Source organism: Bacillus sp. P14.5, assembly GCF_003316765.1.
Lineage (GTDB): Bacteria > Bacillota > Bacilli > Bacillales > Bacillaceae_B > Rossellomorea.
In genome coordinates this window covers 95577-110841 of sequence record NZ_NIJF01000073.1, presented here as the reverse complement: position 1 = coordinate 110841, position 15265 = coordinate 95577, and the positions used below count along the sequence as shown (strand labels likewise).

The window sequence follows — 15265 nt, the reverse complement described above, 5'->3', positions numbered from 1 at the left end:
CTCAGCTTCGCCTGCGGGGTCTCACCTGTCACGCTAGTCCCGCAGGAGATCACGCACCTTCCGTTCCAATCAAATCACAGTTTTACTAGCAAGAACACCGCTAAATCAAGAAAAAAGAGTGTCAAAATCATTGCGATTTAACACTCCTTTTGATGTGTAATTGTTAATTTCGCACTCGAAAACAGAACCCAGGATTACCACGGTATGCCTGAATAATTAAACATAATGATGAAGTAATTACCAGGTTTTTTCGTTGGTGAGTGTCTTATCCTCCTAGGCCGGGTTTATTTACTAACCCTTATATCGGCAAAAAAAGAGGAACAAGTGAAGGACCTGTCCCTATAATGTGACGCGATCCACTTGTTGACGCAGTTGGATCATGTTGTTCTTCAGCCGTTTTGAGATTTCGCATAACGCCTGAATGGAGTTTCCTTTGTGATGACTGAGCTGATAGACGATATCGTCAAAGAGCAGCTCCATTTCTTGATGGATGGCGATGGCCGAAACATTGTATAAGTGGATGTTGGAGTAGCTCGTTAAATCAAAGATGGCAGCGTTGATATAGGGCTTGAAGCTCTCCAGTAAGGCTGGGAATCCGATGGTCAATCTGGTTAATCCATCCCTGAGCCCTTCAATGGTGGCGGCGAGCTCGTCGATCGGTTCCAGTGCGGATGATACGTATGAACGGATTCTGTCATCGAAGTCGGAGAAGATGCTGATGATTTTTCCAGGCACCGTGCCGCTTAACGCGATATTCATGGCGCCTTTGATCTGCGCTGAGATGATTTCCAGCGTATTTTCGATGGCGAATGCAAGTCCTGTCAAGGTCCCTAACAGTGGAAGAAGCAGACTGTGTGAACCTACTTTAAAACTTTCAAAGGATCCTTCCAGAATGACTTCTTTCACCTTCATTCCGATAAGCATATGGTCAGACTCTTCCAGAACATATTCGTTTTTCTTCGGCATCGCCACAGTATGTTGAACGGAGGCCCCAGATGAAATGCTGGCACTCAAGGAGGCATCCCGCTCACCAAAGTTCTCTCCCAATTTTGCAACCTGACTTTGAAACTCTGCAATGTGACTATTCAGCTTCGCAGTATTTAAGTCGATAATCTTATAGTGTGCGAGCATATCATTTACTAACAGATCCTCAAACGTCTCCTTCCCTCCACTAAAAAGTTCCGGGATTTCTTCGTGGAGGATGTTCTGAAGGAAGCCGGTCAGAGTGGTAATCTCCCCTTTGAACTCGAGCAGCTGACTCCGTGCCTGCCCGAAAATACTCTCCACACTGATGCTTCTGTTGAATAAGTGTTCCACCAGTTCGACAGGGGGTGAATTCAACACACCATTGAGAGACCGGCTCGCAATTTCAGCCATATTAACGAGAGAAATAAGGTGATCAATTTCTGAAGTCAACCGGTGAGAGGTTGTCGTAATGCCAACAAATAAAGGATTGCCAATCAGATTTTCAAAAGAATCTTCAAAAATCATTTGCAGGCGGCTTAGCCGTTCAGCATACCGGTCGCCTTCATGCTGGGCAATCTCTTCTGAATGGCTCAAGTATTCCTGAGCTTGTGTCAACCTTGTCGACACATCTCCTTCAAGGGCTCCAGCCAAGAGATTGAGGTTGTCACGATTGATTTCGATTCTATCTGAATGGCCTCCATAAAGGGGTTCGCCAGTCCAAATGCTTGTCATGATGCGGGCATCGGCTTCGTCGTAGATGAAACCATGACCCGGGGACCCAGGTTGACCGATCTCATACTTACCATCCTCAATATATCCCGTATGATTGTTTTTAAGGATGTTAAACCCTTCTCCTGTCTGGGGTATGCCTGTTGATATATCATATCTTTTGCCTGGGATGCGTGAATCGAGACCCAGGGCAATGAGGGTGCCTGTGAGGACATCATAGTTGGTGAAGTAGTTGGTGATGTTGTCGTAGTTTTTGTTAGGGTCCGCCATCCCATTAGGAAGGAGTGCAGGGTTAAGCGTAACGGATTTCACTTCAGGATGTGCAATGGCGACAGAATTGGCCAATGGTCCACCTAAAGAATTTCCCGTAACCGACTTAACACCTCCAATAGATTGATATTTTTTGTTCATCTTATAATAGTAGTCTTGTGCTGCTTCCAGTTGGGGAAGTGTAAGGTCACTGAGTAGTTGAGCGTCGGTTAGGAGATCTTGTTTTCCGTTTTCAGCTGCTGCATCTGTACCTACGTAGACGATTGTTACTTCGTTTGTATCTGAATTTACTACTGTTAGGGAATCAAGACCAGTTGGGTCACCATAGTGGGTATCTATCACTATAAACTCAACATCATTTACATACAATTCAGTATCTCTCATAGGTTTTTTGTAAGCTTCTTGACCTGCTAATTGTACTAAGTTTTTATCATCACTATAGACGATAGACTTTGTTTTATCCCTAGTAATTTGTTGACTGGTCATTTATTAAACCACCTTATTCTTTTATGATTTCATCGGGGTAAGCACGTTCAAGGGAATTATCTTTAACACCTTCAAATGAGTCCTTGTGTATTCTATTATCATTTACGAAGATACTATATGCCCCCCTTGGAAAATCATTTGCATCCTCTATACTATTAATAATCTGATTGAATACTTTTTTACTTGGTTCGATACCTTCTTCTTTCATGAAAAGCATAATTGATATTCTTAAATTTTTCGGATCGAATGCTTCTTTTTTAAACGTTGCTTGTAATTGCTCTATATTCGCATCAGGATTTTTTATATATAGTTCATATACAGGTTTAATAGCCTCATCTTTAATTGGTGACGTTGAAATGAAATAGTACGGAGTCATATAACCTTCCCCTGCTATATTTTCAAGCGATTCTTTTGTCCTTCCAACAACTTCTCCTTCAGTTACAACTTTCTCCATGTAACTGTCTAATTGGGTAAATTCATTATCGAACAATTTTTTATATAAGCCATCTGTTATTGCACTTTCTACTTGACCTTCTTGGGACCAAACCTCATCTGATTGGATTGTCTGATCACTCGAATTAATTGGGACAATAGCATAAGTATAGAAAGAAAGCGGGCCAGTTGACTCTACAAACACTGTAGCCCCATCCACATTACCAACAATATTATGAACTTTGACTTCTGTACTATATTTTTCCAAGAAGAAGTCTTTTACTGCCTTCTCAACTTCTTCACGATGTTCTTCTGCAATTTTATCGTTTTCCTTACCATTTTTTAACGTGTAACCTTCCCCTTTATAGTCCTGCACTCTTGCGTACTGATCCTTCACTTCAGCCTGCGTACTCTTAGTCTCATCCACACCATTACCATTCGCATTATCCATGTTCATACATCCTCCAAGTAATATTGAAAGTCCGATTCCATATATAATCCACTTACTTTTTCTGTTCATGAATGTCTGATCCTCCTAATTGGATGGGTTCATTTAAATCATTACCTTTATATTTTATAAAAGTCTGTAAAGTATTAACAGTTCGATCAGGAATTACTTAGATTAATCAGGAAAAACAGGAAAAAAGTAGTGGTGGTATTTAAGGTTCTCCGTTTCTTTTAACCTATTCATATTGATGGAATTATTGTGAGTCTTTAGAATTACACACTTGTATAATTACCCCAACTTTATAAAATATAGCCTAATAAATTGAATATTTTCCTAGATATTGAGTCATTAGTTAATCTGAGAATTTCCTAGTCTCTCCATTTTTTCAGCCTTACTTTTTAACAATGGAGTCCGGAAACGTTAATTGCAAAGAATTATCTTTAATTCCATCGTCTACTTTTTCATTAATCAAATTATCATTAATGATTACACTGTAATTTCCTTTAGGTATTGAATTCATTGACTTAATATCTTGTTGAATTTTAGTAAATAGTTCTTCATCCGGTTCTTCATTTTCGCTCTCCATGTATAATTGAATCGTGAAATTATAATCTTCTGCTACGAAATCAGCTTTTGAGAAGAGCGATTTTAGTTCATTGACAGATGTTTCCGGATTATTTAGATATGCCTCATACACGGGTTGAATTGCTTTATCTTCAGGAGGAGTGGATAAATAATAGTATGGAGTCATATATCCTGCTCCCCCGACATTTTGTAAAGATTCTTTCGTTTTTCCTACAACTGCGTATTCAGAAACGATTTCACCTAAATACTGATCAAGATTATGAAATTCATCTTCAAATATAAGATGGTACAAACCTCCTTGAATCGCACTCTCAATTTCTCCCTCCAAAGACGTTATCCGGTCTTCTAAAACTTTTTTATCACTCAAATCAATAGGCACTATCGCGGTCGTATAGAAGTGTACCGGTCCTGTCGATTCTACAAACACAGTCGCACCATCCTTGTTCCCTACAATGTTATGTACTTTGACGTCTGTTTTATATTTTTCTAAAAAGAAAGCTTTAACAGCTTTTTGAACTTCATCACTATTTTCTTCTGCAATTTTATCTGCGTCTTCTCCGTTTCTGAGTACATATTCTTCACCCTTATAATCTTGCACTCTCACAAACGTGTCTTTGTAGGGTCCTGCTGCCTCTTTTGTCCCGTTATCCATACATCCTCCAAGTAACAAGGAAAGTCCGATTCCATATATGATCCACTTATTTTTTCTGTTCATGAATGTTTGGTCCTCTTTATTGGATGGGTTCATTTAAAGAATTACCTTATTTTTCAGGGATGCCTGAATCGAAACTCAGGGCAGTGAGGGTGCCTGTGAGGTCATCATAGTTGGTGAAGCAGTTGGTGATGTTGTCGCAGCTTTTGTTAGGGTCCGCCATTCCTTTTGGGAGAAGTGCAGGGTTAAGCGTAACGGATCTCACTTCTGGATGAGTGATGGCCGCCGAAGTGGCCAATGCCTTACTCTTTAATAATTTCATTTGGGGTCGTTTTTTCGAGCGAATTTTCTTTTACCCCTTCAAATGACTGTTTCAGGACTGTATTGTCGTTGACAAAGATGCTATAAGTCCCTCTTGGTACATCACCCATACTTTCAATATCGCTTACTACTTTATTAAAAACTTTTTCGTCTGGATCAGTATTTTTATCTTTCATAAACAAATTTATTACTACTTCAAACTTAGTCGGATCAAATGCTTGCTCATTATAAGCAGCCCTTAATTTATCTGAGCTAACCTGGGGATTTTCCATGTATAAATCATAAACCGGTTTAATTGATTCATCATTCACAACAGTAGATGACAAGAAATAATAGGGAGTCATATAACCAGATCCACCTACATTTTGAAGAGATTCAATTGTTCTTCCAGTTACAGGTTCTTCATTTACAATTTTCTCTAAATATTCATCCAAGCGATCAAACTCGTCTTTAAATATACTTCTGTACAGGCCTTCCGTTATAGCACTCTCCACCTGTCCCTCTTGTGAAAACACATTGTCGGACTGAATTTTTTTACTGGATTTATCAATGGGAACAATTGCATAAGTGTAAAAGTGAAGCGGATTGGTTGATTCCACAAACACTGTTGCTCCGTCTTCATTGCCCACGAAATTATGAACCTTTACATCTGTCTTATATTCTTTCAAGAAAAAATCTTTAACCGCTTTCTCTACCGTTTCATGATTCTCTTCTGCAATCTTGTCTGTTTCTTCCCCGTTTTTAAGGGTGTATCCCTCCCCTGTGTATTCCTGCACTCTTACATATTGATTCTCAACTTGTGTTTCATTGCTCTCTTTTTCATCTACACCATTACCATTCGCATTATCCGTATTCATACATCCGCCAAGTAATAATGAAAGTCCGATTCCATATATAATCCACTTATTTTTTCTGTTCATGAATGGCTGATCCTCCTAATGGGATAGGTTCATTTAAAGAATTGCCTTTATATTTTATATAAATCTGTAAAGTATTAACAGTTCAATCGGGAATCTCTTAGAGTAATCAGCTGAAAATAGGAAAAAAGAGGTGGTGTTTCGTTTCTACAATTCTTTTAACCTATTCATGCTGCTGGAATATTCACGAGTTTCCAGACTTATACATTGGTATATTTACCCAAATATTTAAAGCATAGTCTATTAAATTAGAAATATTTCTTACTATTGAGGAATTAGTGGTACAAATACTTGTCTGAGTTGGTTCTATTTTAGAGCATAGGTGGTTCTCAAGTTTGTCTTTCTTAAAATAACCACTGAACCTGACTCAAACTAAATCTATATGATTGGAAAGTCTTAACTTCAATTCAGGAACATAAAAAGAGACAAGGCATCCCCCTGTCTCTTTTTAGTACTTCCCGTTACCCCATACTCGTCAACAAAACCATCGTCCCATTGGTCAGTCCATGAATCAAAACCGGCGGCCAGATCGAGCCCGTTCGTTCATAGGCCACAGCAAAAATGATTCCACTAAAGAAATTCACCGGCATGACGTTGTAGGTTGGTATATGGACAATCGTAAAGATCAGTGAGCTCAGCAAAACAGCTCCCTTAAAACTTACACGCGTCCGTAACCAGCGGTAAATAAAGCCGCGATAAAAAATTTCTTCGTATATCGGCGAGATAATGGCAGCCGAGACAAAAGCAAGCAGAAACGTAAAAAAAGTCACGTTTTGCTGCATCGCCTCCGTTTTGCTGTTCTCCCACGTATTCCCGACAAAGCTGGAGAGGACGACGATGATGACAGCACCCACCAGCAAAACAATAGAAAATAAAATAATCAATTTCCAGTCTTTCCTCGCGAATGGTCTTATCCCCACTTCACTCCAGGAAAGCTTTTTCGGCCGCAGAGCGATAAAATACACACCAGAGACTAATATGATGGCAATCGTTAACCCCATCAGCGTGCCAGCATACAACTCATTATTCAGCCAGCTTGCGTAAATCGGCTGGACTGTGAATTTCACAACCCCAATTACAAATACAAACTCCAGCAGCAACAAAAGCACAAATTCTTTCACACCCCACGGGTCTCTCTTTTTCCAGCTCATTTGATTAGTTTCCATCGGTCATCCCTCTTCCTCTATATGCTATAATCCAACTATATTAGATGACGTTACGTCACCTGCAAGCGATTTTTAAGGAGGAAAAGAAATGAAGCGCTGGACTACTGGAGAGGTATCCAAACAGCGGAATATCTCCATCCGCACACTTCGTTATTATGATGGGATCAATCTCCTTACACCGAGTTTTAAAGATGAGAACGGAAAAAGATATTATTCTGAGGATGACTTATTTACCTTAGAAAAAATAATCATTTTAAAATCCCTCTCGCTGCCGCTCGAAGACATTCGCGGGATATTAGACAAGCTTTCCTATAAACAAATCCTGATCTCTCACTACAACTACCTGCAAGAGCAACAAGCCACACTCCAAACAAGCATCTCCAACACAGCCTCACTAATCAATTTGATTGACCTCGAAGAAACGCTGTCTTGGGAACGGGTTTCTGAACTCGTAAAAAATTCTGAAGAGAGCTCCAAAAAGTGGACTGACTACTTCCAAGAAGATGAAAAAGCTTTCTTACAAGAAGCCATTCCCAACCTCAGTGATAACGATGACTCAACGCAGCAATACTTAATATTGCTGCGGCAAATTGAATGGTGTATAAAACATAATATCAAGCCGGAATCTGATCAAGGCGCTCAGATAGCATCCCAACTAATAGAAATAACTCATGATAGTTTCGAAGGAGATACAGAGCTGATGGACAAGTTTTGGGAAGTCAGGAAGCTGCCTGCCGAGGAAACGGGGCTCTATCCGGTATCTGAGGAGGTTCTGGACTTTGTGGAGCGGGGGATTGCTTATGTGTCTGAAAACCAGAAGAAGAGTGAGTTCTAATTCACTTTTACACTAATACTTTCTGGTCACATTATTTTCAATCCCGCCATCTAAAAAATCCTACCAAACCTAGAATATCAGGTTCATTCGTCTCGGAAGCAGAAAAACAGCCTGATTGTCAGGAGGATCTTCCCCCAACTGATAATCAGGCTGTTTCTAGTTTAAATTTATTAAGGTCTATTATGATCCAAGCTCAATTGCACGGTAATCATATGGGTCGATTTTCTTCAGCATCTGCAATTCTTCTTTTGTCGGCTCTGGAGTATATTTAATTTCATCATATAACAATTCAAAACCGGTGTTTTCTTTCACTTCCTGAAGTGAAGACGTGGGGTGGATTGTGTCTAGGTATAGTTTCCCTTTTTTAAACTCAAATACGCACAAGGGAGTAACGATTTTCCATAGATTTCCCCTGGTAGTGACGAAATCAACTTTTTCTACGAAGGTTCGGATATCATGCTTGGTTCTCCAGATGATGGCCTTTTTTGCTGTTGGAATCAGGACTGCACTACCTGCCCCGCCTGGCAGGCGCAGCTTTGGCCGATGATAGTCACCAATTACGGAAGCATTGATATTCCCATTAATATCAAATTGTATTCCTCCTAAAAATGCCACATCCAACCTGCCCCTCATTGAAAGGTCAAAGACTTCTTCCAGCGGAAAATAAGCTTCTGCGCTATCGAGCAAATCAGCTCCTGCTGAAGAATAATATCCTTTATGTATGACACCGGGATTCACACCGCCGGGGATGTTCAAATGTACTAGTTCAGGAGCATGCATTTTTTTAGCAAGGCTCATAGCGACCATTGGAAGATGCGAGGATACTCCATGAAAAACAGTCTCGCCATCACTTAGCATATTTGATATGGCACATGTCATTATATCAATAGGCCGAATGGTTTTCTTCATTGTCTTGTTGCCATCCCTTCTCCTGCATAATCCCTCTTTGTGTAACTATTTAAATACCCTTGGATTTCTTCTGTTGTCTTCATTGAGATAAATGATGTTAGGGTCTTTTCCTCAATCTCGTATTTTTTATAGCATGATGTCGGTGCAGCTCCCTTTGGTGCATGCACAACTGCGCTGACTAGGAATGAAGGAATATCCACATGTTCAGCATTCATTTTCATTTTACTGGAAGGAACAATCTGTTCTGCTGTAATTATAACCTTTTTGGCAGCTCTGCTTATTAATACATCTTCAAATTTTGGTCCAAAGATTCGGGCATTCCCCTCACTATCACATTCTTGGACATGGATGACAGCTATATCGGGAACAATCGATTTTACTAATGTAACAGGTTCTCCACTGAAAGGATCTTCCACAACCATAAAGTAATCATTTTTTTCAAGCAACTCACCAGCAACCAACCCCTTAACAGGCATAAAAGGGACATTCATTTGAGCGCCGCGTAAAGCGCAGATTACTGTATAGCAAGCATGTTCATTTCCTTTTACTCTTCCATCCTGCACGGCTTTTCGGTAGTGTGAAGAAAGACCGAACTTCGTCTCATAGCTAACGAAACCAGCATCGACAGTTGAGACACATTCCAATGCACAGAGTAAGTCAATATCATGTGCTCCTGCTGTTTTGACAATCTTCAGTTCCTTTTTTCCCTGCCTGGCGATTTCCCGGACTATAGCCATGGGAGTTCGATGGAGAACATTCCCGCCTATTGCAATCATATCTCCATTTTTAACATGAGCAGCTGCTTCCGTTAGACTCACCAATTTTTTCATTGTCTATCACCACCATCACTTTACTGCATTGCAGGCAATATGTACCGCATCCCATACACCAGCAAAAGGGGGAGCATAGCAAAGGTCCGCCATACCTAGTTCGTCTGCCGTCATTTTTGCATGGATTGCCACAGCAAAAATATCTATTCTTAAAACTGCTCCTTTATGGCCGACTGCCTGAGCGCCTAAAATTCTTCGTGTTCTTTTCTCGCAAATCAACTTTATCCATATGGGGGTTTGATTAGGGTAGTAGCCCGGATGATCCGAACTTTTCACAAAAACAGTAGTATAATCAATGTTTAACTTTCTTGCGTCATCTTCCGTCATTCCAGTGCGGCCCATTTCCAGGTCAAATATCTTTATAGCTGCGCTTCCAAGGGTACCAACATATTTAACGTGATTTCCAGCGATATTTGCTCCAGCTATCCTCCCACATTTATTGGCATTGGTGCCGAGTGGAATATAACTATTTTCTTCCATTACATTGTTATATACCAACGAACAATCCCCTGCTGAATAAATATCTTCCACACTGGTTCGCATTTCTCTATCAGTGATAACTGCACCATTCTCAGCAAGCGCAATTCCCGACCCCTCTAAAAATCCCGTAGAAGGCTTAACTCCAAGGGATAAAAGAACTAAGTCCGCCGGGTAAACATCTTGATCCGTCTGCACAGCTTCCACTTTACTTTCGCCAATGAAACCCTGGACCTTTTCATTAAGGTTCAGTTTTACTCCCTTTTGAAGAAGTTCCGCTTCAGCAATATCGGTGATTTCCTTGTCAAATGTACGCATAATTCTGTCGGATAATTCGATGACCCGGATATTCTTCCCCAGGTGCCCCATTGCTTCTGCCATTTCAATGCCAATGTAGCCTCCTCCGACAATGACTACATTTTTTATATCAGGTTTGGCTGCAATATCCTTTAATCGTATTCCATCTTCAAGTGTCTTCAGAACATGGATATTGTTAAGCTCTCTGCCGCTGAATGGAGGGACAATGGGAAAAGTACCGGTGGCAACCATTAATTTATCATAGCTATCCAGGAACATACTCTTGTTTTCCAAATCCCTAATCATCACCTGTTTTTTTCTGGAACCACCTTGACCACTTCATGCTTTAAGAAAATGTCCATGCCCTGCTCTTCAAATTGCTCCTTTGTCCGGGCAATCATTTTCGTATAATCATCGTTTTCACCAGAGACATAATACGGGAGTCCGCAAGCTCCATAAGATAGAAAGCCGCCTCTTTCGTAAACGGTGATTTGTGCATCCTTGTCCATTCTTTTTAGTTTAGAAGCTGCCGACATTCCTGCGGCAACTCCTCCAATAACGATTAGCTTCATATACCATTTCTCCTGAAGTTAATTTTTTGGGGAATATTAGTTTTATAGAAAAGAGAGGGGTTTCCTCTCTTTTCTCGGACGACCTGGCAAGCCTCCTCGCTCATGACTGTGTGAGATTGCTGGCGTTACTAGGAATGGTACGAAATTTCTTCCAATTCTTTTCTATTAGCAAAATAGGGGATTACAAAGGTTCGTGATCCACAATCCCTACTACAATAGAATCAACCGGCGCTTTCTTACTTAGCCCGTGCTCTACTACATACCCCGTTGAAACAAGGACAAGCTCTCCTTCTCCTGCCCCAATTTCATCAGCCGCTACAAAACATTCCTCTTTTCCACCATAATACGGCTGAATTAAAAGCAGTTTGAACCCTTGAAGTTCTGGGTATTTCCTTGTTGAAACAATACTGCTGACAACTCTACCTATAATCATGCCGATCCCCCTTTGAGGGAATTATTTTTAGAGTTTCATTCCCTGCTAGTCCGAATGCATTGGCATCGTCTGTATCTATATGCATATCCAGGGCATAATTCTCTCTGACCCGAATGGTCACCTGCATCATGATTCCACCTTTTTCCCCTTCGACACCCACTGAAACCTTTTGCTGATCTTTCACCCCGAAGCAGGCGGCATCTTCCGGAGTCATATGAATATGCCGATCCGCAATAATGCAGCCCTCTTCTAAAGAAATTCTCCCTTCAGGTCCAATAATCGTTATGGGGGAAGAACCCTTTAAGTTTCCTGAACTGCGGACTGGCGGATTGAGACCCATCTTCCTTGCATCTGTTCTTGATATTTCTACTTGGGTCTGATTGCGAACAGGGCCTAGAATACGAACCCTTTCGATTCTGCCTCTTGGACCTTCGATTGTCACTTGTTCATTGCAGGCGTACTGTCTTGGCTGAGATATTTCCTTCAGCTTTGTAAGGCTGTATCCTTCACCGAACAAGATGCCAATATGTTCTGGCTGTAGGTGTACATGCCGGGCAGAGACACTGACGGGAACAAACTCCTTTACGGATCCCGCCTCTAGCAGATTGTTTTTCTGTAACTCTTCAACTACCGATCTCGTAATCTCAATCAAGAGATTTGATTGATCTACAGGATTCATCTTTATTTCAATCCAGTCATTAGTTTGGCTACATCACCATGCGGCCTTGGGATAACGTGTACTGCCACTAGTTCTCCTACGCGCTGGGCTGCTTCCGCCCCTACTTCCGTTGCTGCCTTTACAGCTCCAACTTCACCTGAAACGATGACCGACACCAGGCCAGATCCAATTTTTTCACTGCCCACAATTTCTACATTTGCGGCTTTAAGCATTGCATCGGCTGCTTCAATAGCAGCTGTCAGTCCTCTTGTTTCAATCATTCCCAATGATCCGTTCATGTTCTTTTCCTCCTGATATAAATATTTTTTTGTGAAGTTTATGAGTTTGGAAGAAGCTTAGTTATATCGCCATGAGGTCTAGGAATCACGTGTACTGCGACTAACTCTCCTACCCGCTGAGCTGCTTCGGCACCAACTTCTGTTGCTGCTTTGACAGCGCCAACATCTCCTTTAACAATAACCGATACCAAACCGGAACCGATTTTCTCGCTGCCTGCGATTTCTACGTTTGCTGCCTTTAACATAGCGTCTGCTGCCTCGATAGCTGCCGTTAGACCTCTAGTTTCAATTATGCCGATTGATTCATTCATTGTTATTCCTCCTCATTAATATTACTTTCTAAAACAACACCTATATTTTGAGTTTTATCTGTATTGCCGCTGTCTGATTCTGATAATTCTATGATGCCTTCAATTATTTGAGCAGACTCTGTTTCAACCCTATCATCTTCTTGAAATTCTAGAGATTCTTTGTCTGCAATAATTATTTCCATTGTATTAGAAGCATCCTGTCTTTCAGGAAGGATATACTTCATAATTTCTTCATGTGGATTAGTGATCGCCAAAGCCATTTTCAGTGGATTTCCTTGCTTGTTTCGACCAATGTGTTCGGCTATTTCTATGGCTGACCTTATATCAGTAACGCTGCCGCCAATGATTAAACTAACAAGCCTGCCACCGAGATATTTTTCTGATGACAGGAACTCTACGTTCGCTCCTTTGCAAACAGCGTCCAAAATCTCGGTTGCAATGGCAAAGTATTGAGTTTCAATTACGCCTATCGCTTCGTATTTAATTATTGTTCACCACCTTCAGCGGTAGCTGTAAGCTTCTCCAGCCCTTCATAAGGTCTGGGTATGACTCGCGAAGCTATCAGTTCTCCATATTCCCCTGCAACTTCCCGGCCAATTTCAATGGCATGTTGGACAGATGCCAGATCACCTTTAATTATGACGGTAATCATGCCAGAACCAACTTTGTTAATGCTGTGAATCTCAATATATGCCGATTTGATCATCCTGTCAGCACATGCTAAAGCGGTTACAAATCCAGCTGTCTCGATCAATCCTATTGAGTATTTCACCCCGTCTCACCTCTGCTCCAACTTAAGTCTTAACCTTAACCTTTCCCAATGGAAGAAGCTTCTCAATGCCTTTCATTGATGATGTGATGAGATGCACCGATATATCTGAATGGTCTATATACCTTGCCGCTTCATCTTTAGCAGCGTCAAGGGCAACTTGGACCTCTGACATATTTCCAGTAATCTTAACTTGAATTACGACTGGAATCCGGGCATTTTCTCCGGCAGCCGGATTGTTGCAATCAATTCCTTCAATCTTCACATGTGCCGCTTTACAAGCTTTGTCCATTGCAGCAAGTGCGGTGCTGAAACCTTGTACTTCTAATAATCCTATTGCAGTACCCATCCTCATCACCTACCCTATTATTCTAAATCCGCCTTCTGCCAGTACACAGCGCCGTTGTCTTGTAAAAGTCTTAGCAGAAGTAATTCCTTCTCCAGTCGGCCCGGCAATTGTCATGGTAGTAAATCCTTCTCCTCCATAACCCACTCCAGCAAGGGAAGAAGCATTTTTCACAAAAATGGTCGTTTCAACAGCTCTTGCAAAACGAGTCAAATGATCAACGTTCTTCGAATGCATAATTGCCGTATGGCGATTTCCGTGCTCTGCCTTCACAGCCAAATCAATTGCTTCATCAAGCGTCTTTACTCTAACAATAGGAAGGATTGGCATCATCTGTTCCAGTTGGACAAATGGGTGGTCGAAATCCACATCGCAAATCAGCAGCTTAACTCCTGTTTCAGAAGCCACCCCTAATTCCCTCAGAAATTCGCCCGCTGCCTGTCCTACCCATTTTTTTGCGACATGGTATTCACGCTTGTTATCAAGCGAGCATCCTTTCGCTTCCTGCTTCTCATTTTCCTCAAGCGCAAAGCTCATTACCTTTTTCAATTGGTGCTGATCAAGCATATATGCACCGTTGTTTAACATATGAAAAATCAAATCATCAGCAGCAGATTCCAGTACAAAAACCTCTTTTTCCGCAATGCATAGAATGTTATTGTCAAAAGAGGCTCCCTCAATAATTGCTTTTGCTGCATTTTCCAAATCAGCTGTATTGTCTACAACAACCGGCGGGTTTCCCGCCCCTGCTCCTATTGCTTTCTTCCCTGACTTCAGAAGGGTTTTTACTAGGCCGGGCCCTCCTGTTCCTACCAGCATTTTCACCTTCGGACTGTCTATCAACTGCTGCATCGTATCCAAGGATGGATTCTCCACCATTGTAATCAAATTTCCAGGGCCCCCAGCATCCATAATCACCTTGTTCAATAAGCGGACCAAAAAGGCGCAAGATTTTTTAGAGGAAGGATGCACATTAAATACAACAGCATTCCCTGCTGCAAGCATTCCGATCGAGTTATTAAGAATTGTTTCGGTCGGGTTTGTAACTGGCGTGACTGCACCAATCAATCCGAAAGGGGCTTCTTCTACAATTGTTAAACCATCGTCACCAGAAAAAGCTTCTGTTTTTAGGATTTCGGTCCCGGGTGTATGTAAAGCTGTCAACTCATGCTTGGCTATTTTATCTGCGACATTCCCCAGTTTAGTTTCTTCATAGACCATTGTTGCGAGTTGTTTCTTTTCTTCCAATACCGCCTTACGCATCTCCGACAAGATGGTTTCTCTCTCTTTTAACTGAAAGCCCCTCATAAAATCCAATTGTGCCTTGTGGCCTGCTTCAATTGCATCTTCCATTCGATGATATACACCGCAATCTCCTTCTAATAGAGAGCTGTCCGTCCTCTGATATGGGTGTACAGCTTGTTTCATCTTAATGGGGCCCGCTTCAAGCTTTTCGGAAGAATGTTCAGGCATTTCTTTTATAACAGTTTTAACGTTGGATAATACAGATTGAACGATTTTTTCTATATCCTGTTCAGAAATTCGGGTACTCAAACT

The 15265-nt window shown here is 41.3% G+C and carries 17 protein-coding genes and 1 pseudogene; 1 reads left to right on the top strand and 17 read right to left on the bottom strand.

The window, feature by feature from the left end; genetic code table 11:
• Window positions 1-339: 339 nt before the first annotated feature.
• From B9Z54_RS13195 to B9Z54_RS13170, 6 genes are all read right to left on the bottom strand, one after another.
• Window positions 340-2451, bottom strand: a complete 2112-nt coding sequence (locus B9Z54_RS13195) for an SA1320 family protein (RefSeq protein WP_113928840.1) — start codon at window positions 2449-2451, stop codon at window positions 340-342.
• Window positions 2452-2464: 13 nt separating this feature from the next.
• Window positions 2465-3403: a DUF1672 family protein gene (locus tag B9Z54_RS13190; protein ID WP_113928839.1), complete on the bottom strand. Its 939-nt coding sequence runs from the start codon at window positions 3401-3403 to the stop codon at window positions 2465-2467.
• Between the two features lie 319 nt (window positions 3404-3722).
• Window positions 3723-4631 (bottom strand): DUF1672 family protein, encoded by a 909-nt coding sequence (locus B9Z54_RS13185; RefSeq protein ID WP_162785204.1) that lies wholly within the window; start codon window positions 4629-4631, stop codon window positions 3723-3725.
• Between the two features lie 46 nt (window positions 4632-4677).
• Window positions 4678-4890 (bottom strand): hypothetical protein, encoded by a 213-nt coding sequence (locus B9Z54_RS13180; protein ID WP_113928837.1) that lies wholly within the window; start codon window positions 4888-4890, stop codon window positions 4678-4680.
• Window positions 4871-5809: a DUF1672 family protein gene (locus B9Z54_RS13175; RefSeq protein ID WP_113928836.1), complete on the bottom strand. Its 939-nt coding sequence runs from the start codon at window positions 5807-5809 to the stop codon at window positions 4871-4873. Before B9Z54_RS13175 ends, B9Z54_RS13180 begins: the two co-directional genes overlap by 20 nt.
• Before the next feature lie 458 nt (window positions 5810-6267).
• Window positions 6268-6972, bottom strand: coding sequence for a CPBP family intramembrane glutamic endopeptidase (locus B9Z54_RS13170; protein ID WP_113928835.1), 705 nt, complete (start codon window positions 6970-6972; stop codon window positions 6268-6270).
• Between the two features lie 88 nt (window positions 6973-7060).
• Between B9Z54_RS13170 and B9Z54_RS13165 the strand changes: the two genes are divergently transcribed.
• Window positions 7061-7807 (top strand): MerR family transcriptional regulator, encoded by a 747-nt coding sequence (locus B9Z54_RS13165; protein WP_113928834.1) that lies wholly within the window; start codon window positions 7061-7063, stop codon window positions 7805-7807.
• 180 nt (window positions 7808-7987) lie between these two features.
• Here B9Z54_RS13165 and B9Z54_RS13160 read toward each other — a convergent pair whose 3' ends face one another.
• The 11 genes and pseudogenes from B9Z54_RS13160 to B9Z54_RS13110 all read right to left on the bottom strand — a co-directional run bounded on the left by B9Z54_RS13160 (window position 7988) and on the right by B9Z54_RS13110 (window position 15262).
• Window positions 7988-8716, bottom strand: a complete 729-nt coding sequence (locus B9Z54_RS13160) for a CoA-transferase subunit beta (protein ID WP_113928833.1) — start codon at window positions 8714-8716, stop codon at window positions 7988-7990.
• Entirely contained in the window at window positions 8713-9546 is an 834-nt protein-coding gene (locus B9Z54_RS13155; RefSeq protein ID WP_113928832.1) for a CoA transferase subunit A, read from the bottom strand. The genes B9Z54_RS13160 and B9Z54_RS13155 overlap by 4 nt, the downstream gene beginning before the upstream one ends.
• A gap of 15 nt (window positions 9547-9561) precedes the next feature.
• A pseudogene (locus tag B9Z54_RS13150) lies at window positions 9562-10856 on the bottom strand (CoA-disulfide reductase).
• Between the two features lie 217 nt (window positions 10857-11073).
• Window positions 11074-11325, bottom strand: coding sequence for a EutN/CcmL family microcompartment protein (locus tag B9Z54_RS13145; protein ID WP_113928831.1), 252 nt, complete (start codon window positions 11323-11325; stop codon window positions 11074-11076).
• Window positions 11312-12004, bottom strand: coding sequence for a phosphate propanoyltransferase (locus B9Z54_RS13140; RefSeq protein WP_113928830.1), 693 nt, complete (start codon window positions 12002-12004; stop codon window positions 11312-11314). The genes B9Z54_RS13145 and B9Z54_RS13140 overlap by 14 nt, the downstream gene beginning before the upstream one ends.
• A 2-nt stretch (window positions 12005-12006) precedes the next feature.
• Window positions 12007-12282, bottom strand: a complete 276-nt coding sequence (locus B9Z54_RS13135; protein ID WP_113928829.1) for a BMC domain-containing protein — start codon at window positions 12280-12282, stop codon at window positions 12007-12009.
• Window positions 12283-12320: 38 nt separating this feature from the next.
• Window positions 12321-12593, bottom strand: coding sequence for a BMC domain-containing protein (locus B9Z54_RS13130; RefSeq protein WP_113928828.1), 273 nt, complete (start codon window positions 12591-12593; stop codon window positions 12321-12323).
• A gap of 2 nt (window positions 12594-12595) precedes the next feature.
• Window positions 12596-13054, bottom strand: coding sequence for a BMC domain-containing protein (locus B9Z54_RS13125; protein WP_275887811.1), 459 nt, complete (start codon window positions 13052-13054; stop codon window positions 12596-12598).
• A gap of 23 nt (window positions 13055-13077) precedes the next feature.
• Window positions 13078-13365, bottom strand: coding sequence for a BMC domain-containing protein (locus B9Z54_RS13120; protein ID WP_113928826.1), 288 nt, complete (start codon window positions 13363-13365; stop codon window positions 13078-13080).
• A 22-nt stretch (window positions 13366-13387) separates the two neighbouring features.
• The gene (locus tag B9Z54_RS13115) at window positions 13388-13711 is read right to left on the bottom strand and encodes a BMC domain-containing protein (protein ID WP_113928825.1); all 324 of its coding nucleotides are present in this window, start codon (window positions 13709-13711) and stop codon (window positions 13388-13390) included.
• A 9-nt stretch (window positions 13712-13720) separates the two neighbouring features.
• Window positions 13721-15262 (bottom strand): aldehyde dehydrogenase family protein, encoded by a 1542-nt coding sequence (locus tag B9Z54_RS13110; protein WP_113928824.1) that lies wholly within the window; start codon window positions 15260-15262, stop codon window positions 13721-13723.
• Window positions 15263-15265 lie beyond the last annotated feature (3 nt).

Bases quoted from the DNA above. Each gene is read 5' to 3' on its own strand.
- B9Z54_RS13165 (WP_113928834.1), top strand. From the start codon at position 7,061: ATGAAGCGCTGGACTACTGGAGAGGTATCCAAACAGCGGAATATCTCC.
- B9Z54_RS13190 (WP_113928839.1), bottom strand. From the start codon at position 3,403: ATGAACAGAAAAAGTAAGTGGATTATATATGGAATCGGACTTTCAATA.
- B9Z54_RS13145 (WP_113928831.1), bottom strand. From the start codon at position 11,325: ATGATTATAGGTAGAGTTGTCAGCAGTATTGTTTCAACAAGGAAATAC.
- B9Z54_RS13160 (WP_113928833.1), bottom strand. From the start codon at position 8,716: ATGAAGAAAACCATTCGGCCTATTGATATAATGACATGTGCCATATCA.
- B9Z54_RS13180 (WP_113928837.1), bottom strand. From the start codon at position 4,890: ATGAAATTATTAAAGAGTAAGGCATTGGCCACTTCGGCGGCCATCACT.
- B9Z54_RS13115 (WP_113928825.1), bottom strand. From the start codon at position 13,711: ATGGGTACTGCAATAGGATTATTAGAAGTACAAGGTTTCAGCACCGCA.
- B9Z54_RS13140 (WP_113928830.1), bottom strand. From the start codon at position 12,004: ATGAATCCTGTAGATCAATCAAATCTCTTGATTGAGATTACGAGATCG.
- B9Z54_RS13135 (WP_113928829.1), bottom strand. From the start codon at position 12,282: ATGAACGGATCATTGGGAATGATTGAAACAAGAGGACTGACAGCTGCT.
- B9Z54_RS13130 (WP_113928828.1), bottom strand. From the start codon at position 12,593: ATGAATGAATCAATCGGCATAATTGAAACTAGAGGTCTAACGGCAGCT.
- B9Z54_RS13175 (WP_113928836.1), bottom strand. From the start codon at position 5,809: ATGAACAGAAAAAATAAGTGGATTATATATGGAATCGGACTTTCATTA.
- B9Z54_RS13185 (WP_162785204.1), bottom strand. From the start codon at position 4,631: ATGAACAGAAAAAATAAGTGGATCATATATGGAATCGGACTTTCCTTG.
- B9Z54_RS13155 (WP_113928832.1), bottom strand. From the start codon at position 9,546: ATGAAAAAATTGGTGAGTCTAACGGAAGCAGCTGCTCATGTTAAAAAT.
- B9Z54_RS13170 (WP_113928835.1), bottom strand. From the start codon at position 6,972: ATGGAAACTAATCAAATGAGCTGGAAAAAGAGAGACCCGTGGGGTGTG.
- B9Z54_RS13195 (WP_113928840.1), bottom strand. From the start codon at position 2,451: ATGACCAGTCAACAAATTACTAGGGATAAAACAAAGTCTATCGTCTAT.